Annotated in this window: 15 protein-coding genes and 1 pseudogene; 7 read left to right on the top strand and 9 right to left on the bottom strand. The window is 70.1% G+C overall.

Going from position 1 to position 17,835, the window contains the following annotated elements:
* Nucleotides 1-32 precede the first annotated feature (32 nt).
* Nucleotides 33-434 (top strand): annotated as a pseudogene (locus ACFYRU_RS37440) (protein kinase); the annotation flags it as partial.
* A gap of 98 nt (nucleotides 435-532) precedes the next feature.
* Here ACFYRU_RS37440 and ACFYRU_RS37435 read toward each other — a convergent pair.
* The 3 genes from ACFYRU_RS37435 to ACFYRU_RS37425 all read right to left on the bottom strand — a co-directional run bounded on the left by ACFYRU_RS37435 (nucleotide 533) and on the right by ACFYRU_RS37425 (nucleotide 3,661).
* Nucleotides 533-946 (bottom strand): hypothetical protein, encoded by a 414-nt coding sequence (locus tag ACFYRU_RS37435; RefSeq protein WP_387668534.1) that lies wholly within the window; start codon nucleotides 944-946, stop codon nucleotides 533-535.
* A 2,053-nt stretch (nucleotides 947-2,999) separates the two neighbouring features.
* Nucleotides 3,000-3,518, bottom strand: a complete 519-nt coding sequence (locus ACFYRU_RS37430; protein ID WP_387668531.1) for a hypothetical protein — start codon at nucleotides 3,516-3,518, stop codon at nucleotides 3,000-3,002.
* A gap of 5 nt (nucleotides 3,519-3,523) precedes the next feature.
* Nucleotides 3,524-3,661, bottom strand: a complete 138-nt coding sequence (locus ACFYRU_RS37425; protein WP_387668529.1) for a hypothetical protein — start codon at nucleotides 3,659-3,661, stop codon at nucleotides 3,524-3,526.
* A 187-nt stretch (nucleotides 3,662-3,848) separates the two neighbouring features.
* On the opposite strand from ACFYRU_RS37425, the gene ACFYRU_RS37420 reads away from it, so the two are divergent.
* Nucleotides 3,849-4,289 (top strand): hypothetical protein, encoded by a 441-nt coding sequence (locus ACFYRU_RS37420; RefSeq protein ID WP_387668527.1) that lies wholly within the window; start codon nucleotides 3,849-3,851, stop codon nucleotides 4,287-4,289.
* A 715-nt stretch (nucleotides 4,290-5,004) separates the two neighbouring features.
* On the opposite strand, the gene ACFYRU_RS37415 is transcribed toward ACFYRU_RS37420, so the two are convergent.
* From ACFYRU_RS37415 to lpdA, 4 genes are all read right to left on the bottom strand, one after another.
* Complete coding sequence (locus ACFYRU_RS37415) at nucleotides 5,005-7,167, bottom strand: DUF222 domain-containing protein (RefSeq protein ID WP_387668136.1); 2,163 nt, start codon at nucleotides 7,165-7,167, stop codon at nucleotides 5,005-5,007.
* A 37-nt stretch (nucleotides 7,168-7,204) separates the two neighbouring features.
* Nucleotides 7,205-8,095, bottom strand: a complete 891-nt coding sequence (locus ACFYRU_RS37410) for a TIGR01777 family oxidoreductase (protein ID WP_387668134.1) — start codon at nucleotides 8,093-8,095, stop codon at nucleotides 7,205-7,207.
* 103 nt (nucleotides 8,096-8,198) lie between these two features.
* A complete protein-coding gene (gene sucB / locus ACFYRU_RS37405) occupies nucleotides 8,199-10,142 on the bottom strand; it encodes a 2-oxoglutarate dehydrogenase, E2 component, dihydrolipoamide succinyltransferase (protein ID WP_387668131.1) in 1,944 nt (647 codons plus the stop codon).
* 130 nt (nucleotides 10,143-10,272) lie between these two features.
* The gene (gene lpdA / locus ACFYRU_RS37400) at nucleotides 10,273-11,652 is read right to left on the bottom strand and encodes a dihydrolipoyl dehydrogenase (RefSeq protein WP_387668128.1); all 1,380 of its coding nucleotides are present in this window, start codon (nucleotides 11,650-11,652) and stop codon (nucleotides 10,273-10,275) included.
* 184 nt (nucleotides 11,653-11,836) lie between these two features.
* Between lpdA and ACFYRU_RS37395 the strand changes: the two genes are divergently transcribed.
* Nucleotides 11,837-12,151 (top strand): hypothetical protein, encoded by a 315-nt coding sequence (locus tag ACFYRU_RS37395; protein ID WP_387668126.1) that lies wholly within the window; start codon nucleotides 11,837-11,839, stop codon nucleotides 12,149-12,151.
* On the opposite strand, the gene ACFYRU_RS37390 is transcribed toward ACFYRU_RS37395, so the two are convergent.
* A complete protein-coding gene (locus ACFYRU_RS37390) occupies nucleotides 12,148-12,918 on the bottom strand; it encodes a carbon-nitrogen hydrolase family protein (RefSeq protein ID WP_387668123.1) in 771 nt (256 codons plus the stop codon). The genes ACFYRU_RS37395 and ACFYRU_RS37390 overlap by 4 nt on opposite strands.
* Nucleotides 12,919-12,947: 29 nt before the next feature.
* Here ACFYRU_RS37390 and ACFYRU_RS37385 point away from each other — a divergent pair, with 29 nt between their 5' ends.
* The 3 genes from ACFYRU_RS37385 (at nucleotide 12,948) to ACFYRU_RS37375 (ending at nucleotide 15,127) form a co-directional block, all read left to right on the top strand.
* Entirely contained in the window at nucleotides 12,948-13,586 is a 639-nt protein-coding gene (locus ACFYRU_RS37385; protein WP_387668121.1) for a GntR family transcriptional regulator, read from the top strand.
* 542 nt (nucleotides 13,587-14,128) lie between these two features.
* Nucleotides 14,129-14,794 carry a DUF2848 domain-containing protein gene (locus ACFYRU_RS37380; RefSeq protein WP_387668118.1) on the top strand — a complete coding sequence of 222 codons (666 nt, stop codon included), beginning with the start codon at nucleotides 14,129-14,131 and terminating at the stop codon, nucleotides 14,792-14,794.
* Between the two features lie 3 nt (nucleotides 14,795-14,797).
* A complete protein-coding gene (locus ACFYRU_RS37375) occupies nucleotides 14,798-15,127 on the top strand; it encodes a cupin domain-containing protein (RefSeq protein WP_387668115.1) in 330 nt (109 codons plus the stop codon).
* Here the strand turns inward: ACFYRU_RS37375 and ACFYRU_RS37370 are convergent.
* Nucleotides 15,116-16,618, bottom strand: a complete 1,503-nt coding sequence (locus ACFYRU_RS37370; RefSeq protein ID WP_387668113.1) for a leucyl aminopeptidase — start codon at nucleotides 16,616-16,618, stop codon at nucleotides 15,116-15,118. The genes ACFYRU_RS37375 and ACFYRU_RS37370 overlap by 12 nt on opposite strands.
* A 98-nt stretch (nucleotides 16,619-16,716) precedes the next feature.
* Between ACFYRU_RS37370 and gcvT the strand changes: the two genes are divergently transcribed.
* Nucleotides 16,717-17,817 carry a glycine cleavage system aminomethyltransferase GcvT gene (gcvT, locus tag ACFYRU_RS37365; protein ID WP_387668110.1) on the top strand — a complete coding sequence of 367 codons (1,101 nt, stop codon included), beginning with the start codon at nucleotides 16,717-16,719 and terminating at the stop codon, nucleotides 17,815-17,817.
* Nucleotides 17,818-17,835 lie beyond the last annotated feature (18 nt).

Below are 17,835 nucleotides of genomic sequence, written 5' to 3'. Positions count from 1 at the left end.
GCGGCAACTGCGATCAGTGCATCCTCTTGGACATGGACCTCGCAGACCTCGACGGCTACAGCCTGCGCCGGCAGCTCGCGTCCGGACCGACCGGCACCGTCTGGCAGGTCCGGGACCGCGCAACCGGCCGCAACGCCGTGCTGAAACACATCCCGATCAGCGCCCTCCCCGACCGCCGCCGCGTCCGCGAAGACCTCAGCATGCTGGCCCGCCTCCGCCACCCGCACATAGCCCGCCTCATCGACTACCGCGAAACCGAAACCGGCTGGACCCTCATCACCCAGCACTTGGTAGCGGGCACCCTAGCCGCCCTCCTGACCCGCCGCGGAAAACTCACCCAAGGCGAAGCAGTAACCCTCCTGATCCCCCTCGCCGAAGCCCTCTCCCACCTCCACAACTCAGGCCTCACCCACGGCGGAATCACCCCCGACAACATCATGTTCGACGCCGACGGCCGCCCCATCCTGACCGACCCGGCACTACACCCCAGCACCCCCACAGCCGACGCAAACGCCCTGACGACCATCGCCCATCACTCAGCCACCCACCCCGACTCCTTCCCCCAACAGCTCTTCACCTCAACCCCACTCCACGTACTACCCACCCGCCTCCTGACCATCTCCCCACCCGCCCCCATAGAACTAGCCATCCCACCCGAAGGCCTACTACCACCAACCTGGCCCCCAACCCCCACCCCACCGACCACCGCCACCCCAACCACCGCCACCCCAACCACCGCCACCCCAACCACCACGGCCACCCCAACCACCACGGCCACCCCAACCACCGCCACCCCAACCACCACCACCCCAACCACCACCACCCCAACCACCACGGCCACCCCAACCACCACGGCCACCCCAACCACCACCACCCCAACCACCGTCCCCACGACCGACTCCACAACCTCCGCCCCCACGACTGACGCCACAACCTCTGTTCCCACGACTCAGCCCCCACCCTCCGCCCCGACCGAGCAATCACATTCCGCAGTCACAAACGAACCGCCGCAGTCGGCCGCCACACCCACCAAGCCCTCACCTTCCGCCACACCTGAGCGCCAAAGCCCCGCCACCACGAGCGCCCCACCGCCACCTGCAACGACCACGGCCGAACGCTCACTCTCCGCGGCCACAACCGAACCCCCGCCCCCCGCCGCCACAACCGCGGAGCGACACGCTGCAGCTAAGAGCGCGCCCGCGCCGTCCAGCCCGACAACTGCGCGCCCAGTCCTCTCGCCACAGCCGACCACCTCGAGCCCCGCGTCTCCCGCCCCCGACTCCTCGCTCATTCGCCTCGGCTGGCTACCGACCCCACCCCACCCCGCCGCAACCCCGACGATCCCCGCGGCCTGGCTACCCAAGCCCCACCATCCCGACCCACCCCACAACCGCCCCACGCCCAACAACCACAACGCAGCCCACGACCACGACGCACAAAATGACCGCCCTGCGCCGTGGTACCGCCCTGCGCCACGCGACCACGATGTCGCCCGCCACGACGCGCCCGACAACAGCCTCCCCCCGCACAACCCCGACGCGGACAACCCCGACGCACCGGACAACCCCGACGCACCGGACAACCCCGACGCGCCGGACATCTCCGAGGCGACCGACACTGACGCGTCCGACAACGGTGACGCGCCCGGCAACCGCGTCGCGCCCGGCAACCGCGTCGCGCCCGGCAACCGTGACGCGCCCGGCAACCGTGACGCGCCCGGCAACCGTGACGCGCCCGACAACCGTGACGCGCCCGACAACCGCGTCGCGAGCGACAACCGCGTCGCGCCCGCAGGCACTTCCGAGCCTCCAACCAACGCCGGCCGCTCTCGGCTTCCCACCGCTCCATCTGAGCCAAATGCCGAGATTGGCAGCTCCGCTCCTCCCACGGCGCACCCAGCCGGCAGTCCCGACGACCAGCCCGTCGACAACCTGACCGGTCAGCCCGAAGGAAGCTCCACGACCAACGACATCCGTCCCCCAACCAAGCCAAACCCCACCCAAGACGACGACGAACCGCCGGCAACCGCGCGAACCCCGCTAACGCCCCCGCCACCAAGTTCCCCCCAAACCCAACCACCCCACCCGGAACGCCCGACCTCACAACCCGCCCCGTCCGCCAAATGCCCATCCACTCGCCCCCGAGCCACCCGCCACACAAAATCCCCATCGGGCACCACAATCCGCACAGTCCAAACCGCTCGAGGCACCCACACCACCCAAGGCCCAGGAACCAAAAAGACCCCCACAACCAAGAACCCTCCCGCGAGCAGACAACTGTCTGCAACGGACGCACAGACTCCCGCGACTACGGAGCCTCCCGCGATAGCGGAGCCCCCCGCCAGTACGCGGCCTCCCGCGAACACGCAGAGTCCTGCGACTACGGAGCCTCCCGCGGCCAGGCAAGCACCCCAAGCAAACAAGGCGGTATCCACGAGCCCGGAAGCTCCCAGCGATGACGCCCGACCTGCGGCCGCGTCCAGAACCGATGGCGAACGCGATCGTCGCGACGTCCACATTGCTACGACCCCGTTCGCCGGTTCACGCCCTCCAGGCCAGGAACCGCCGTCAGGATCTGGTTCCACCACCGCGCCCGAACCGCAGCCCAACGCATCGCTCAAGCATCCAGGCGATACCGGCCGAGATCTCGCTGCCGCAGACTCGCTCACACCGAGCGGCCGTGCCCTCTGGGACCTGCGCCGTCCGGTCGCCCGTCTCCGTGACGCGGTCCTGAATCGCCGTGCTGAACGCCGAGACAAAGATCCAGGACGTCGCGACGCACGGCCCCGCAGGACCTGGCACGACCAGGACGCCTCCAGCGACCTCCGCCGGAGCCTCCGCGACGCCGAGGACCGCTCTGGCTGGCTGCGCGATGACGATGACGGTTCCGGCGGACTCGGTCCGCGCGAACTCCAGCAGGACGGGCAACGCATCGGCTGGCTCCGCGACGGCGAGGACCAGTCTGGCGGGCTCCGCGATGCAAAGGACCGCTCCGGCGGGCTACGCCATGGCGAGGACGGTTCCGGCGGACTCGGTCCGCGCGAACTCCAGCAGGACGGGCAACGCATCGGCTGGCTCCGCGACGGCGAGGACCAGTCTGGCGGGATCCGCGATGCAAAGGACCGCTCTGGCGGGCTCCGCGATGGCGAGGACCGTTCCGGCGGACTCGGTCCGCGCGAACTCCAGCAGGACGGGCGAAACACCGGCTGGCTCCGCGACGGCGAGGACCAGTCTGGCGTTATCCGGGATGACGAGGACCGTTTTGGCGGGCGGCACCTGGGCAAACTCGCGCACCGCCAGCAGGACGGGCAATGCTCTGGCCGGCCTCGTCGCCGCCGACGTCGACTTCGCAACGACTGGTCCACCAGACGCGGTCGGCGCGGAAGGCGGACTGGTCTGCGACGAGCTGGTGACTTCGGTCGGCGAGGGCGGACTGTCGTTGGTGGCTGGACTTTCGGTCGATTCGGGCGTCCGGCGTTCGGGCGCTCCGCTCATTCGCAGTCCCGTCGCCTCGCGCATCCGGCCTACGGAATCCTCGCCGCAGTTGCCGTCGGAGCGATCATCGTGCTGGCGTTCGGGATCGCGACGATCCACACCATCGACGCCACGCCGACCGCCCAATCAGAGCCGACGTACCCGCAACCAACAGTTGAGACTGTCACGCGTTCAGCACGGCCCACGTCGGCGCCGCCGTCCGCAGGCAGTTCGACGCAGTCGTCATCTGCAACAGCTTCCGCCCCGGAGCAGGCAGAGCGAACGGCAGCCAGGCGGACCCCGCGAGCCCAATCCGCGAGTCCGACCGCCACGCAGACCCAGCCGTCCCAGCCGACGCGCTCGTCGACCGTAGGTGTGCGGCCGCCTGGCGAGCCGGCAAGCACATCTGCGAATGCGGCACCTTGGGTTCGGACTCTGCGGGCACTGGATGCCCAACGTGCGCAGGCGTTCTGGACTCTGGATGTAGATGCCCTCAACAACATCTACGTACCGGGCAGCGCGCCGTGGACCGCCGATCGCGCGCTGCTGTCGCAGTACCGAAGCCAGAACGTCCGCGTACAAGGCCTCCGAGTCACGATCGACAGCACCAGCATCACCCGTCGTACGCCCACCACCATCACCCTGCGCACCACCGACCACCTGACCGGCGGCGAGGCCGTCGACCATACCGGCGCCAGAACCCCACTCCCACGGGGCAAACCAACCACCCGCCTGATCACCCTGACCAGCAATCCCGCCACCACCGCACCCGGCTCACCCACCGCATGGCGCATCAGCACCATCACTCAAGCCTGACCGCTCACACCGAGGTCAGCCTGAACCGCAGCGCAAACGGGCACCGCAAACACAGCTGATCTGTAGGTGCGGGTTGCCGCGCAGACAAATGGATGTGGTGCTGTGCAAGCCAGGCAGCCGGCAGCCGGCAGCCGGCAGCCGGCGGCGGGCGGGGAGCCTCCCGACGCGGGGAGCGGCACGAGTGGGGGATCGCCGCGGACAGTGGCGACGACTCGGCCGTTGGGCACTCGGTCGCGCGCACCGGGTAGCCCAGACCACAGAACGATCCGCGACTAGGTGCGACGGTGAGCGGGCTTGAGAAAAGGAGCACTCGACAGCATTCGGTCTCTGGTCCGACGGTCGTCGGGTGGGAGAGCGTCGGGTCGGAGGGCGTCGGCTTGTCCGATGTCGGCCTGGTCGCGACGGCATAGTGGCGCCGGCATAGTGGCGCCGGCATAGTGGCGCCGGCTTCGTTTGTCTCGGCTGGGGTCGTGTCCACTTGCGTGGTGTCAACTCGGAGGGTTTGAGTCCGCGGGGTGCACGGGCGGAATACAGACAGTGGAGCGGTTAGGTTCGCGGGCTGGCGAGAGTGCGAGGTTGGTGTGTGCAGGCTCCGGTGTTTACCTACGAGCGTGTCTGGGCCGTTGCCGCGTACGGCTTCTCGGACGCGCGTGCCAGCAAGCATGGCGCTGCTGCTGCTGCTGGTGGTGGGTGGTGTCGGGGGCGATGGTTTTGTTCAGAACGGTGGTGGGCCGAGTACCGGCTGCGGTGTGGTCTCTTGCTTGGGTGATGACGGGGATCGGTGCGGGAACAGTCGTGGTTGGGGAGCGACGGTTTGTCGCTCGGATGGTTCGGATGGTTGCGGTTGGGCAGGGGTGTACTGCGGCTGGTTCTGTGGGTTGGCGGGTGGAGTTGTTTGGGCTGGATCGGCTTTCAGGGTTGGGGGATGGGCGGTTCGGGCAGGTGTTGGGGCGTGGGCGATTGGGCCGCGGGCGGGTGGGACTGTGGTGTAGCGGTGGCCTGTCGGTGTTGTGAGGGTGACTGAACCGTCGGGGTGAGCCGTGGCGCGCCAGCCCCAGGCGGGCGTGTCTTTGATGACGTGGTGGTACTCGCAGTACGGGACCATGCCGGTGAGGCTGGTGCGGCCCGATTTTGCGAAGGGGGTTGCGTGGTCGAGGTCGCACTCGCGGGAGGTGCGGTTGCAGCCTGGCCAGGCGCAGACGGGGTGGCGGGCGAGGAGCGTTTCGGTGACGGGTGCGCCAGGGTCGTGGCGGGTGGTGGATGCTTCGAGGACGACGCCGTTCGTGGGGTCGGTGAGGATTCGGCGCCAGGTACCGTCGGTGGCGATGCGGCGGGCCATCTCCGCGGGGATGGGGCCGTAGCCGGTGAGTTCGCAGGGGTCGTCGTTCATCCCGAGCAGCGTGGTGATCGGGGTGAGGACTTCGATGTGGGGGCGTCGGCGGTGTTGGTCTGGGAGCCGGCGACCGAGCCAGTCGAGTCCGTTGTGGAGCATGTGCGCGAACAGGTCCGCCATCGCGTCCGCACGCCGCTGTGGCGCCAGGCGCCCGTCCCGTGCCGGTTCACCCGGTTCGACCGGCTCAGCAGATCGAGCCTCCTCAGCCGCGGCCAACCGTTCGGCGTGCTCAAGCGAGCTGGCGTGTTCACGCGAACCGGCGCTCTGACACAGGTCGACGTGCTCACCCAGGCAGGCGCCTCCGGTCGGACCGGCGTGCCCGCCGGGACAGGTGTGTGCGGTGGAACCGGCGTGCTCACCCGGACGGGTGCGCTCACTCAGGCTGGCGGGCTTGCCCGGACAGGGGCGCGTGGTGGAACCGGCGTGCTCACCCGGACAGGCCTGGGAGGTCGGACTGACGTGTTCGCGGGGGTCGGCGTGTTCGCCTGGACTGGTGTGCGTCGTCGACTCGGGGTGTGCGCCCGGACTGGCGTACCGGTAGCTCGCTTGGTCGGTCGGTGGGTTGTGCTGGGGTGTTTCGGGTGGGGTGGGGCGTTTGGCTAGGTCGGCCATGGCTTGGATGACTACCCACATTTGCTGGATCTTGTCGGCGGTGTGGACGACCCAGAGGCCGGCCATGCCGTCCGCGAGGGGGACGATCTTGCAGGTGCGGTCGGCGATGGCGGCGCGGTGGGCGTCTGCGTCTTCGCGGGTGGTGTGTTTGGCGATCTGGCGGCGGAGTGAGGCGTTCAGGTTTTTGTGGGTCTGGCCTGGGGCGCGGCGCAGGACGTGGGCTTCGACGGCGCGGGCCGCGTGCTCGGGTAGTGCACGGGTGGCTTCGGAGATCGCCAGGGCTTTGGACGGGGTCAGGGCGCCGCAGCGCAGTGCGGTGTGGGTGGCGGCCAGGGTGTCGGTCAGGTGCAACGCGGTGTCGATGTGACGGCTCGCGGTGGAGGGTGCCAGGTGGAGTGCGGCGGCGATTTCGGCGGCCCAGGATCGTTCGGGGTCGATGGGTCGGCCGGACGAGTCGAGTTGGGTAGGGCGCGGGATCTCGCTCGCCTGGGCCTTGCGCTGGCGGACGAACGAGGCCATGGCGGCGCTCTTGATCGCTGCGGCCCAGGACTCCATCCGGGCCGCGGCCTTCATTGCCTCGAGCGACGCGATCGGTGACTCGCACTGCGGGCGCAGCTCCTCCAGCGCCGCGGCCAGTTCGGCGCCTGGCGGCAGGAACACCCAGGCCGGTGCCTTCAGGCGCAGCATGAAGCGTTCGGCCTCGTCCTGGTCGACGCCGGCCCACTCCTCCCACTCCAACGCATCAACGCGCGACATCGGCGGCAGTTCGTCGTGCCGGTCCGGGTCCCACACGTCGTACCAGTCGTCGGGAGGCAGGGACGACTCGCCGGGCGTGGGTACGCCGGGAGCCGGATTGGTCACCACCGCTGTCATGCGTGTATATTAGAACACGTGTTCGATTGAATCCAAATCAACCGCCGAGAGCGGCGGAGAGGGCGGTGGCGACCGTGGGGTGGTGGAAGGTGAAGCCGGTGGACTGGAGGCGGGTTGGCAGGGCTCGCTTGCTGCCGAGTAGTTCCCACGCGAATTCACCTAGCGCGAGCTTCATCGCGGGCGCGGGGACCGGAACTGCGGAGGGGCGATGTAATGCGGTGGCGAGGGCTTCGGTGAATTCGGTGTTGGTTGCCGGCGTGGGGAGCGCGACGTTGACCGGGCCGCGCACCGCCTCGGTTTCGGCCACGTGGCGGACGGCTCGGGTCCAGTCGGTGAGGGAGACGACCGGGAAGTACTGGGTGCCGGAGCCGAGGCGGCCACCGAGGCCCAGTCGGAAGGGGAGGGAGAGGAGTTGGAAGGCGGGGGCGGCGCGACCCAGTACTACGCCTGTACGGAGTGCGGCGACCCGGCTGCCTGCGGCGCGCGCCGGCTCCAGTGCGCCCTCCCACAGGCGGACTACTTCAGCCAGGAATCCGTCGCCGAGCTCGGAGTCCTCGGTGAGGATGCGGTCGCCGAGATCCGTGCCGTACCCGCCGATGCCGCTCTGCGTGATGAGTACCGGGCGCCGGTCGAGTTGGGTCGCGGCGGCTGCGAGCGTTGCCGTGGTGCTGACGCGACTCTCCCGGATCTTCAGGCGGTACGTCGGTGTCCAGGGGCGCCCGATGTTCGCGCCGGCCAGGTTTACCAGTACGTCGGGGTCGCCGAGCGCGGACGGGTCCAGGTCGCCGCTCGCCGGATCCCAGCGGATCTCGCCGGGCGTCGACGGTGTCCGGCGTACCAGCCGGACCACTTGGTGGCCTTCGGCAACCAAGTCGCGGGTGAGGGCTTTGCCGAGGAAGCCGGATGCGCCGGCCAGTACGTATTTCATCCCGCAGGAACTCCTTGTCGAGAAAGCGAAAGGCGCCGGCGCCCGTCCCGCGGGGGAGACAGACACCGGCGCCGTTGGCCGACCGGATCAGACGCCGATCGGATCAGACGTCGAACTGGGCCTCTTCGAGGCGCTGCTTCACGGCCGTCAGGTAGCGGGCCGCGTCGGCGCCGTCGACCAGACGGTGGTCGTAGGTCAGCGCCAGGTACACCATCTGCCGGATCGCGATCGTCTCGCCGAGTTCCGGGTGGGTGATGACGACCGGGCGCTTCACCACGGCACCGGTCCCGAGCATGCCGACCTGCGGCTGGTTCAGGATCGGGGTGTCGAACAGCGCACCCCGGCTGCCGGTGTTGGTAATGGTGAACGTGCCGCCCGCCATCTCGTCCGGCAGCACCTTGTTGTTGCGGGTGCGGTCGGCGAGGTCGGCGATCTTCTTCGCCAGGCCGGCGATGTTCAGGTCGCCGGCGTTGTGCACGACCGGGACCATCAGGCCGCGCTCGACGTCCACGGCGATGCCGAGGTGCTCGGCGGCGTGGTACGTGATCTCGCCCTTCTCCTCGTCGATCGAGGCGTTGAGCTTCGGGTACTGCTTCAGCGCGTCGACCGCGGCGAGGGCGAAGAACGGCAGGAAGGACAGCTTGACGCCCTCGCGGGCCTCGAACTCGGCCTTCTTCTTGTTCCGCAGCTTGGCGATCTCGGTGACGTCGACCTCGACGACCGTGGTCAGCTGGGCCGAGACCTTGAGGCTGTTCACCATGTGCGCGGCGATCGCCTTGCGGATCCGGCTCATCTTCTCGGTGGTACCGCGCAGCGGGCTGATCGCCGGAGCCGTCGCGGCCGCGGCGGCGGGCGCCGGGGCAGCGGCTGGGGCCGGTGCGGCAGCGGCAGCAGCCTTCTTCGCCTCGGCGGCGGTGATCACGTCCTGCTTGCGGATGCGGCCACCTACACCGGTGCCCTGTACGGCGTTCAGGTCGACGTCGTGCTCCGCGGCGAGCTTGCGGACCAGCGGGGTGACGTAGTTCGGGCCGTCGGAGGCTGCGCCGTTCGGCGAAGCGGCCGGGGCGGCGGGGGCGGCGGATGGAGCGGCCGCCGGGGCCGGAGCAGTCGCGACTGGGGCGGGAGCAGGTGCGGGAGCCGCGGCCGAGGCGGGAGCGGCAACCGGGGCCGGGGCGGGGGCGGGGGCCGGAGCAGGCGCCTGTGCGGGGGCCGGGGCGGCGGCGGGAGCAGCGGGGGCCGGAGCGGCGGCGGGGGTCTCGGGGGCGGCGGCGGGGGCGGCCGCGGGGGCTGCGTTCGCGGAGCCGACGATGGCTAGTTCGGCGCCGACCTCTACGGTTTCGTCCTCGGCGACCTTGATCTCCAGGAGCTTGCCGGCGACAGGGCTCGGGATTTCGGTGTCGACCTTGTCGGTCGATACCTCGAGGAGGGGCTCGTCGACGGCGACGTCGTCGCCTACCTGCTTCAGCCAGCGGGTGACTGTTCCTTCGGTGACGCTCTCGCCGAGGGCCGGGAGGGTTACGGAGGTACCGGAGGATGCCTGGGGTGCGTTTGCTTCGGCGGCCGAGGACTCAGCCTGGGGCGAGTTGGCGGCGGCCGAAGAAGGAGTGGGGGGAGTGTCGGTGGCGGGCTGGGGGGCGGCCTGGGCGGGGGCCGCGGCCGGGGCGGCTGCAGGAGCCGAGGCGGCGGCGGGGGCGGCGGCTGGGGCGGCCTGCGCGGCGGCGGGGGTGGCCTGGGGGGCCGGGGCTTCGGCCGCGGGTGCCTCGGTGGTCGGGGCTTCGGCGGTGGGAGCGGCTGGGGTGGGGGCTTCGCCGGCGTCGCCGATTACGGCTAGTTCGGCGCCGACCTCGACGGTCTCGTCTTCGGCGGCCTTGATCTCCAGCAGGGTGCCGGCGACGGGGCTCGGGATCTCGGTGTCCACCTTGTCGGTCGACACCTCCAGCAGGGGCTCGTCGACGGCAACCGTGTCACCGACCTGCTTGAGCCAGCGGGTGACGGTTCCTTCGGTGACGCTCTCCCCGAGGGCCGGCAGGGATACAGAGGTCGGCATGACGGTCGTTGCTCCTTCGTCTGATCGGTCGAGTGTCAGCCTACGGTGCCGCCGGAGCGGACAGGATCCGGGTCACGGCGTCCTGATCACGCTCCGGCAAGCTCAAACCTACTGGGGTCGACCAGCAGGGTCAGTCATGGAAGTGCAAAGGTTTCCCGGCCAGCGCGAGGTGCGCCTCGCCGAGGGCTTCGTTCTGGGTCGGGTGGGCGTGCACGAGCGGCGCGACGTCGGCCGGATACGCCTCCCAGTTGTAGATCAGCTGCGCTTCGCCGATCAGCTCGCCGACGCGCGAGCCGACCATGTGCAGTCCGACGACGGCGCCGTCGCGGGCCCGGACGAGCTTCACGAAGCCGGCGGTCTTCAGGATCTGCGACTTGCCGTTGCCGCCCAGGTTGTAGTTGAGGATCTCGACGTCGCCGTACTTCGCCCGCGCCTGCTCCTCGGTCAGACCGACCGACGCGACCTCGGGCTCGGAGTACGTCACCCGCGGGATGCCGGCCTCGTCGATCGGGGTCGGGGCCAGCCCGGCGATGTGCTCGGCGACGAAGATGCCCTGCTGGAACCCGCGGTGCGCGAGCTGCAGGCCCGGCACGATGTCGCCGACCGCGTACACGCCGGGGACGCTGGTCTGCAGCGTCGCGTCGACGGTGACGAACCCGCGGTCCAGCGCGACGCCGACCTCCTCGTACCCGAGGCCGGCGGTCTTGGGTCCACGGCCGACCGCGACCAGCAGTACCTCGGCCTCGATGACCTCACCGCCCGCGACGCGGACCTGCACCCCGGAGTCGGTCACGGACACCGACTCGAACGGAGTGCCCGTCTTGAACGCGATCTTGCGCTTCCGGAACGCCCGCTCGAGCGTCTTCGAGCAGTCCGCGTCCTCGGCCGGGACGAGCCGCGGCAGCGCCTCGACGATCGTCACCCGGGTACCGAACGAGGTCCACGCGGACGCGAACTCGACCCCGATCACGCCGCCGCCCAGTACGACCGCCGACTCCGGGACGCGGTCGAGGGTCAGCGCGTGCTCGCTCGCGATCACCCGGTGCCCGTCGATCTCCAGACCGGGCAGCGAACGCGAGTAGGAGCCGGAGGCAAGGATGACGTTGCGGCCGGTGTACGTCGTGTCGCCGACCTGGACCGTGGTCGGGGAGGTGAGCCGCCCCTCGCCCTCGATCACGGTGATGCCGCGCGCCTTCAGCTGACCCTGCAGACCCTTGAACAGCCGGTCGACGACGCCGTCCTTGTACTTGTTCACGCCGCCCATGTCGACGCCCTCGAGCGTCGTCCGGACACCGAACTGCTCACCCTCGCGGGCCGAGTCCGCGACCTCGGCCGCGTGCAGCAGCGCCTTGGTCGGGATGCAGCCGCGATGCAGACAGGTCCCGCCGACCTTGTCCTTCTCGATCAGCGCCACGGACAGGCCGAGCGTCGCGGCCCGCAGTCCGGCGGCGTAACCACCGCTGCCGCCGCCGAGAATCACCAGGTCGTACGTCGTACCACTGTCAGTCACAGGTTCCTCCGTGGGTCTGGTCCGAAGCAGGCGGTCCCGGATCGCGGGTCCGGCCCGGCGTCATCCTTTCACCGATCCGGCCCGGATCCACCCCCGGGCCGCTCCCGGCGTGCCCGTGCCGATCGGCCGCAACCGTTATCCAGGACTCCGGACCCGACTTGCACAGATAGTGGACACTTACGTCATGAAGTGGTTCGGTCGCCGGCGGAAAGCCGGAACGATGCGCCGGTCGGACAGTCCGGATCAGGCGCACCTGCGGGATTTCGCCCAGAGCCGTCAGGGCGTCGAGGGGTTCGTCGAGCCCAAGACGGCCGTCACCGACTACACCTTGCTGCTGGTCGCGATCGACGGTGAGTGGACCCGTCGGCGCGTGCCGTCGGTGAAGTGGGCCCACGACTTCGCGAACCGGCTCGGCATTCCGTCGTACGACGCGGCTGTGGTCGGCTACCCGCCCCGGATGCGCGAGTACAACGCCCGGATGAAGAGGAACGGACGCTAGAGGATCGGCACCCTGGCTCGGACCGACGTGACGACGTCCGTGTCGACCGTCGCGTGCAGGATCCCGGGTGCGCCGTCCAGCCGCGCGTGGGTCTGCCCGAGCGGGCCGGTGAGGCTGCTCCGCCCGATCCCGAGCGGGTCGGTCCCCGTCGGCCGCACGTACGCCTGATCGCACGCCAGCAGGTACGCCTGCGCGTCCGCGGCCCGTGCCCGGGTGAGCAGGTCCCACTGTTCTTCCTTGCCCGGCCCGGCACCCCAGGACGCCGGTACGACGACCAGTTCCGCCCCGAGCCGCCCGAGCTCCGCGAACTGGCCGGCGAACCGCAGGTCGTAGCAGGTCGCCAGCCCGACGGTCAGCCCGCGGTATCCGAAGCTGACCAAGCTGTTGCCCGGAGCAACGGTATCGGACTCGCGGGATCCGAACGCGTCGTACAGATGGATCTTCCGGTACGCCGCCTCGACGCCCGGGCCGGTGGCGAGCAAGGTGTTGTGCACGCGCCCGTCCGGCGACGGCTCGAACAGGCCTGCGACGACGACGATCCCGAGGTCCGCGGCCACCTTCCGCAGCCCGGTCGCGAACGGGCCGTCGAGCGGCTCGGCCACGGTCGCGAGATCGGTGCCGAAGCAGGCCGACGTGGCCTCGGGGAGCGCGACCAGCTCGGCTCCGTCGGCAGCCGCACGGCGTACCGCGTCGGTCGCCGTGGCAAGGTTGGCGACTGGGTCGGGACCGGCGGTGAGCTGGGCCGCGGCCACGTGTAGGACTGCCATGAGGACCTCCAGGACTGTATACATGAGGTATGCAACTGAGTGGGGATTCCGGCCGGGACCGCGCGTACCAGCACCTGCGGGCGGTTGTGCTGAGTGACCCGGCCGTGTCGGGGACGTTCATCAACGAGCAGGCGGTCGCGACCGAAGTGGGGATCTCGCGGACGCCGGTCCGGGAGGCGTTGCTGATGCTCGCCGCCGAGGACCTGGTGCAGCTGGTTCCGCACCGGGGTGCGTTCGTGGCGCCGGTGCCGGGGCGGGAGATCGCGGAGATGATGCAGGCCCGCGGCGTGATCGAGTGCTGGGCGGCGACTACCGCCCTGGCCGCCGGGAACGCCCCGGTCGACGCGATGTCCGCAGTACTCGACCAGCAGCGCGGGATCGTCGGCGACGGCGACGCGAAGCAGTTCATCGAGCTGGACAGCCAGTTCCATGCGCTGCTGGTCGCGGCGGCCGGCAACTCGGTGCTCGGTCGGCTGTACGACAACCTGCGCGCCAAACACGTCGTACTCGGACTTGTCGCCCTGCAACGAAGTGCGACCAGAAGACAAGAGGTCGTCGCCGAGCATCAGGCGATCGTCGACGGTCTTGCGGCCGGCAAGCCCCACGCGGCCGAGAAGGCGATCCTCAGCCACCTGGACTCCACCGGCGCTCTTCTCATGCACGGCTGACGCGATTGCGTAGCCGGAGCCGCCATTGAGCTGCCCGTGTAGCGCAGCCGTGCTGTGAACTGCTCCGACACGAAGACGTACTCCGTTGGAGGGCAGTGTTCCGAGGCGGCCCGACCTGTGCGGCCGACGCCCAGAAGCCACGCTGGTCCGGGCTGCTGAACTCACTGCTCAGCAGCACCGCGCCGCCCGAAGAAGGTGCGCCGAGTGGGCGGGTGACGTAGCCGACGGCGTACGTCGCGAACGCCTGCAGCGTGCAGGTGAGTGCGTCGCTGCCCCGAAGAAATAGGTCGCCGAAGACGAGCGCGGCGGCCGGAGGTAGGCGGCGAAGTCGTACAACTCCAGCGAGGTGCCGGACAGGCTCGCGGCGCCTTCACGAGCCCGCGGCGGCCAGAGTCAGCGCCAGAGTCAGCGGCAGAGTCAGCGGCAGAGTCAGCGCCAGAGTCAGCGGCGGGGTCTGGGGTTGGCATTGGGTGGACCTCCGGGTGGGATTGCTACATACTCGTTGTATACGACGTGTTCACGCAAGGCCGGAGGAGGTATCGATGCGATTCGAGCTGCCGGATGGGAGCGCACGGGAGGTGGCGGTGCGCTATGCGTTGAACGCCGGGTATGCCGGCCGTGACACCGCGGAGGTCCGGCGGCACGTCGACGAACTCGCGGCTCTCGGGGTACCGGCGCCGAGCCGGGTGCCGGCCCTCTACCCGCTGTCCGCGTCGCTGGTCGGCCGGCCCGGGACCGTGCAGGTCGGGCACGGGCAAACCTCCGGGGAGGCGGAGTGGGCGCTCGTCGTCACGCCGGACGACTACCTGCTGACGGTCGCCTGCGACCACACCGATCGGGCGCTCGAGGTACACGGTGTTGCCTGGAGCAAGCAGTCGGCACCGGACGTGCTGGGCGACCTGGCCTGGCGGCTGGCGGAGATCGAGGACGAGCTCGACGGGTTCACGCTGCGGGCCTGGGTCCGGCGTGAGGAGCGCGAAGAGCTGATCCAGGACGGGACGCTCGGGCAGCTGTTGCCGCCGGCGTACTGGATCAAGGAACTGGGGGAGCGGCTGGTCCCCGGCACGGTGTTGCTGAGCGGGACGATCCCGATGATCGCGGGGGTGGACCAGTTCGGCGACGGGTGGCGGGTGGAGCTGACGGATCCGCGCGGAGTGAGCAGCCGGATCAGCTACACCGTCGAAGAGCTAGCGCCGGCCTGGGACTGACCGATGAAAGCGGAGCGGGAGTTCTTCCCGAGCGGTCAGGTCGAGTGGGCGGATGCCGGCGGCGGGATCCTGGAGCGGGTGCTCAGCCGGGGCGCCGACGGGATGCTGACCAGACTGGCCAGGTGGGCGCCGGGGACGACCACGAGCGACGGCGTGATCCGGCACGAGTATGTGGAAGAGGTTTACCTGCTGGAGGGAGAGCTGACCGATCTCACCCTCCAGCGGACGTTCCGCCCCGGCGACTACGCCTGCCGGCCGCCGGGGATGCCGCACGGCCCGTACACCACGGAGACCGGCTGCGTGATTCTGGAGATCCGTTACTCAGCCGGCTGAGGCGGCCAGCTCGATCAGGGTCCGGACGGCGTACCCGGTGCCGCCGTTCGGGATGTAGCCGGACGCGGCGCCGGCGTTGAAGGCCGGACCTGCCACGTCCAGGTGCACCCAGTCGATGCCCTCGGCAACGAAATCGCCGAGGAACGCGGCCGCGGCGAGCGCGCCGCCCCACGGCTCGCCGGTGATGTTCGCGAGGTCCGCGACCTTCGAGTGCGACTTCAGCTTGTCCAGCATCTCCGACGGGATCGGCAGCGGCCACATCGACTCACCGGCCGCGACCGCGGCGTCGACGACCCGGTCGCGGGCGCCGTCGGTGTTGCCGAAGGCACCGGCCACCTTGGTGCCCAGGGCAACGACACACGCGCCGGTCAGGGTGGCGACGTCGACGATCAGGTCGGGCCCGTCCTCCGACGCCCGGACCAGCGCGTCGCCGAGCACCAGTCGGCCCTCGGCGTCGGTGTTCAGTACCTCGACGGTCTTGCCGCCGTACATCGTCAGGACGTCCGACGGGCGGGCCGCCGAACCGGACGGCATGTTCTCGGCCATCGCGGCGTACGTCGTCACCTGCACCGGCAGGCCGAGCCGTGCGATCGCGAGCGTCGCGCCGATCACCGCGGCCGCACCGGCCATGTCCGACTTCATGCTGACCATGCCCGTCGACGTCTTCAGCGACAGGCCGCCGGAGTCGAACGTGATGCCCTTGCCGACGAAGGCCAGGTGCGTCACCGGCTTGCGCGGCGTGTACGTCAGGCGGACCAGGCGCGGCGGGTTCGTCGAGCCCTGGCCGACGCCCAGGATGCCGCCGTACCCGCCCTTGGCGAGCGCCTTCTCGTCGAGCACCTCGACCTTGACGCCGTACTCCTTGGCGAGCTTGACCGCGTCGGCGGCGAACTCGACCGGGTGCAGGTCCGACGGCGGGGTGTTCACCCAGTCGCGCACCTGGGCGACGGCCTCGGCGGTCACCTGGGCGCGTTCCAGCGCGGCCTTGGCGTCCTTGTTCCGGGCGAGGTCGGTCAGCACGGTCAGGTTGCCCGGAACCTCGGAGTTGTCGGCGGACTTGTACGCCGTGAACGCGTAACGGCCCATCAACGCGCCCTCGGCCACCGCGCGGACGCATTCGGCGTCGGGCGTCGGCAGGGCGAAGGCGACCGACTGCGCCGTCTTGGCGGCGCGCACCCCGGTGCCGGCCGCGGCGCGCAGGTCCTCGGTCTTCAGCGAACCGTCGGGAGCGGCACCCAGCCCGACCGCGATCAGCGTCGCCGACTTGCCGGGCTTGCTCAAAGTGGGCCCCGGCACCTTGGTCACCTCACCGGTCTTCCCGGTGGCGCCGAGCCCGGACAGCACCTCCACCAGCTTCCCGCCGTACGCGGCGTTCAGCGACTCGGTGCCGGCCGGCAGGGTGACGCCGCCGCCGAGTTTGACCACGCCGATGACCACGGCGTCGGTCTTGACGCCGGCGGCATCGGACTTGCTCAGGGTGATGGTGGTCACGAAATCCTCAGTCCTCCTTGACCAGGCACTCAGATGGCCGGTCGTGACGGTACGTGCAAGCTGCCTCCGCATGCTACGCGTCAGGTAGTTTGCGCTCCATGACCGAGTCGACCGATTTGAAGAAGTCCCCGTTGCACGAGCGCCATCTGGCCCTCGGTGCGAAGTTCGCCGAGTTCGGCGGCTGGGAGATGCCCCTGGAGTACAGCGGCGTCGTGGCCGAGCACACCGCGGTGCGTACGTCGGTCGGCGTCTTCGACGTCAGCCACCTCGGCAAGGCCACCGTCAAGGGGCCCGGCGCCGCGGCGTACGTGAACGCGTGCCTGACCAACGACCTCGGCAAGATCGCTCCCGGGCAGGCGCAGTACACGCTGTGCTGCAACGAGCGCGGGGGCGTCGTCGACGACCTGATCGCGTACCTGCACGCCGACGACGACGTGTTCCTGATCCCGAACGCCGCCAACACCGCCGAGGTGGTCCGGCTGCTGCAGGCGCAGGCACCGGACGGCGTCGAGGTCACCAACGTGCACGACGACTACGCGATCCTCGCGGTCCAGGGCGCCAACAGCGACGAGGTGGTCGCCGCGATCGGTCTGCCCATCGGGCACGACTACATGGCCTTCGCCACGGCCGACTTCGGCGGTACGCCGGTAGTGGTGTGCCGGACCGGGTACACGGGCGAGCGCGGGTACGAGCTGGTCGTACCGAACGCGGCCGCGCTGCCGGTGTTCGACGCCTTGCTGAAGGCCGGCGAGCAGTACGGCATCGTTCCGGCCGGGCTCGGCGCCCGCGACACGCTGCGGACCGAGATGGGCTACCCGCTGCACGGCCAGGACATCTCGCCGGACATCACGCCGGTCCAGGCGCGTTCCGGCTGGGCGGTCGGCTGGAAGAAGGAGCACTTCTGGGGCGACGCCGCGCTGCGCGCCGAGAAGGAGGCCGGCCCGGCCCGGATCCTCCGCGGTCTCCGCGCGGCCGGTCGCGGCATTCCCCGGCCGCACATGACCGTCGCCGACCAGTCCGGCACCACCATCGGCGAGGTGACCTCGGGAACGTTCTCGCCGACCCTCAAGAAGGGGGTCGCGCTGGCACTGCTGGACGCGGCGGTGAAGGAGGGCGACCAGGTGACCGTGGACATCCGCGGCCGCCAGGAACTCTTCGACGTGGTCAAGCCGCCCTTCGTCACCGTCCACGTGCGGTAGGGCTTAACCCCAGTCCCA

It is taken from the genome of Kribbella sp. NPDC004536, assembly GCF_042873835.1.
GTDB lineage: Bacteria > Actinomycetota > Actinomycetes > Propionibacteriales > Kribbellaceae > Kribbella.
The sequence above is the reverse complement of the archived record's forward strand: the minus strand, read 5'-3'. Positions and strand labels throughout refer to the sequence as shown.

Coding starts and splice junctions, on each gene's coding strand:
- ACFYRU_RS37430 (WP_387668531.1), bottom strand. CDS start 3,518: ATGCGCGAGGCGACGGGACTGCGAATGAGCGGAGCGCCCGAACGCCGG.
- ACFYRU_RS37415 (WP_387668136.1), bottom strand. CDS start 7,167: ATGACAGCGGTGGTGACCAATCCGGCTCCCGGCGTACCCACGCCCGGC.
- ACFYRU_RS37410 (WP_387668134.1), bottom strand. CDS start 8,095: ATGAAATACGTACTGGCCGGCGCATCCGGCTTCCTCGGCAAAGCCCTC.
- sucB (WP_387668131.1), bottom strand. CDS start 10,142: ATGCCGACCTCTGTATCCCTGCCGGCCCTCGGGGAGAGCGTCACCGAA.
- ACFYRU_RS37395 (WP_387668126.1), top strand. CDS start 11,837: ATGAAGTGGTTCGGTCGCCGGCGGAAAGCCGGAACGATGCGCCGGTCG.
- ACFYRU_RS37390 (WP_387668123.1), bottom strand. CDS start 12,918: ATGGCAGTCCTACACGTGGCCGCGGCCCAGCTCACCGCCGGTCCCGAC.
- ACFYRU_RS37385 (WP_387668121.1), top strand. CDS start 12,948: ATGCAACTGAGTGGGGATTCCGGCCGGGACCGCGCGTACCAGCACCTG.
- ACFYRU_RS37380 (WP_387668118.1), top strand. CDS start 14,129: ATGCGATTCGAGCTGCCGGATGGGAGCGCACGGGAGGTGGCGGTGCGC.
- ACFYRU_RS37375 (WP_387668115.1), top strand. CDS start 14,798: ATGAAAGCGGAGCGGGAGTTCTTCCCGAGCGGTCAGGTCGAGTGGGCG.
- gcvT (WP_387668110.1), top strand. CDS start 16,717: ATGACCGAGTCGACCGATTTGAAGAAGTCCCCGTTGCACGAGCGCCAT.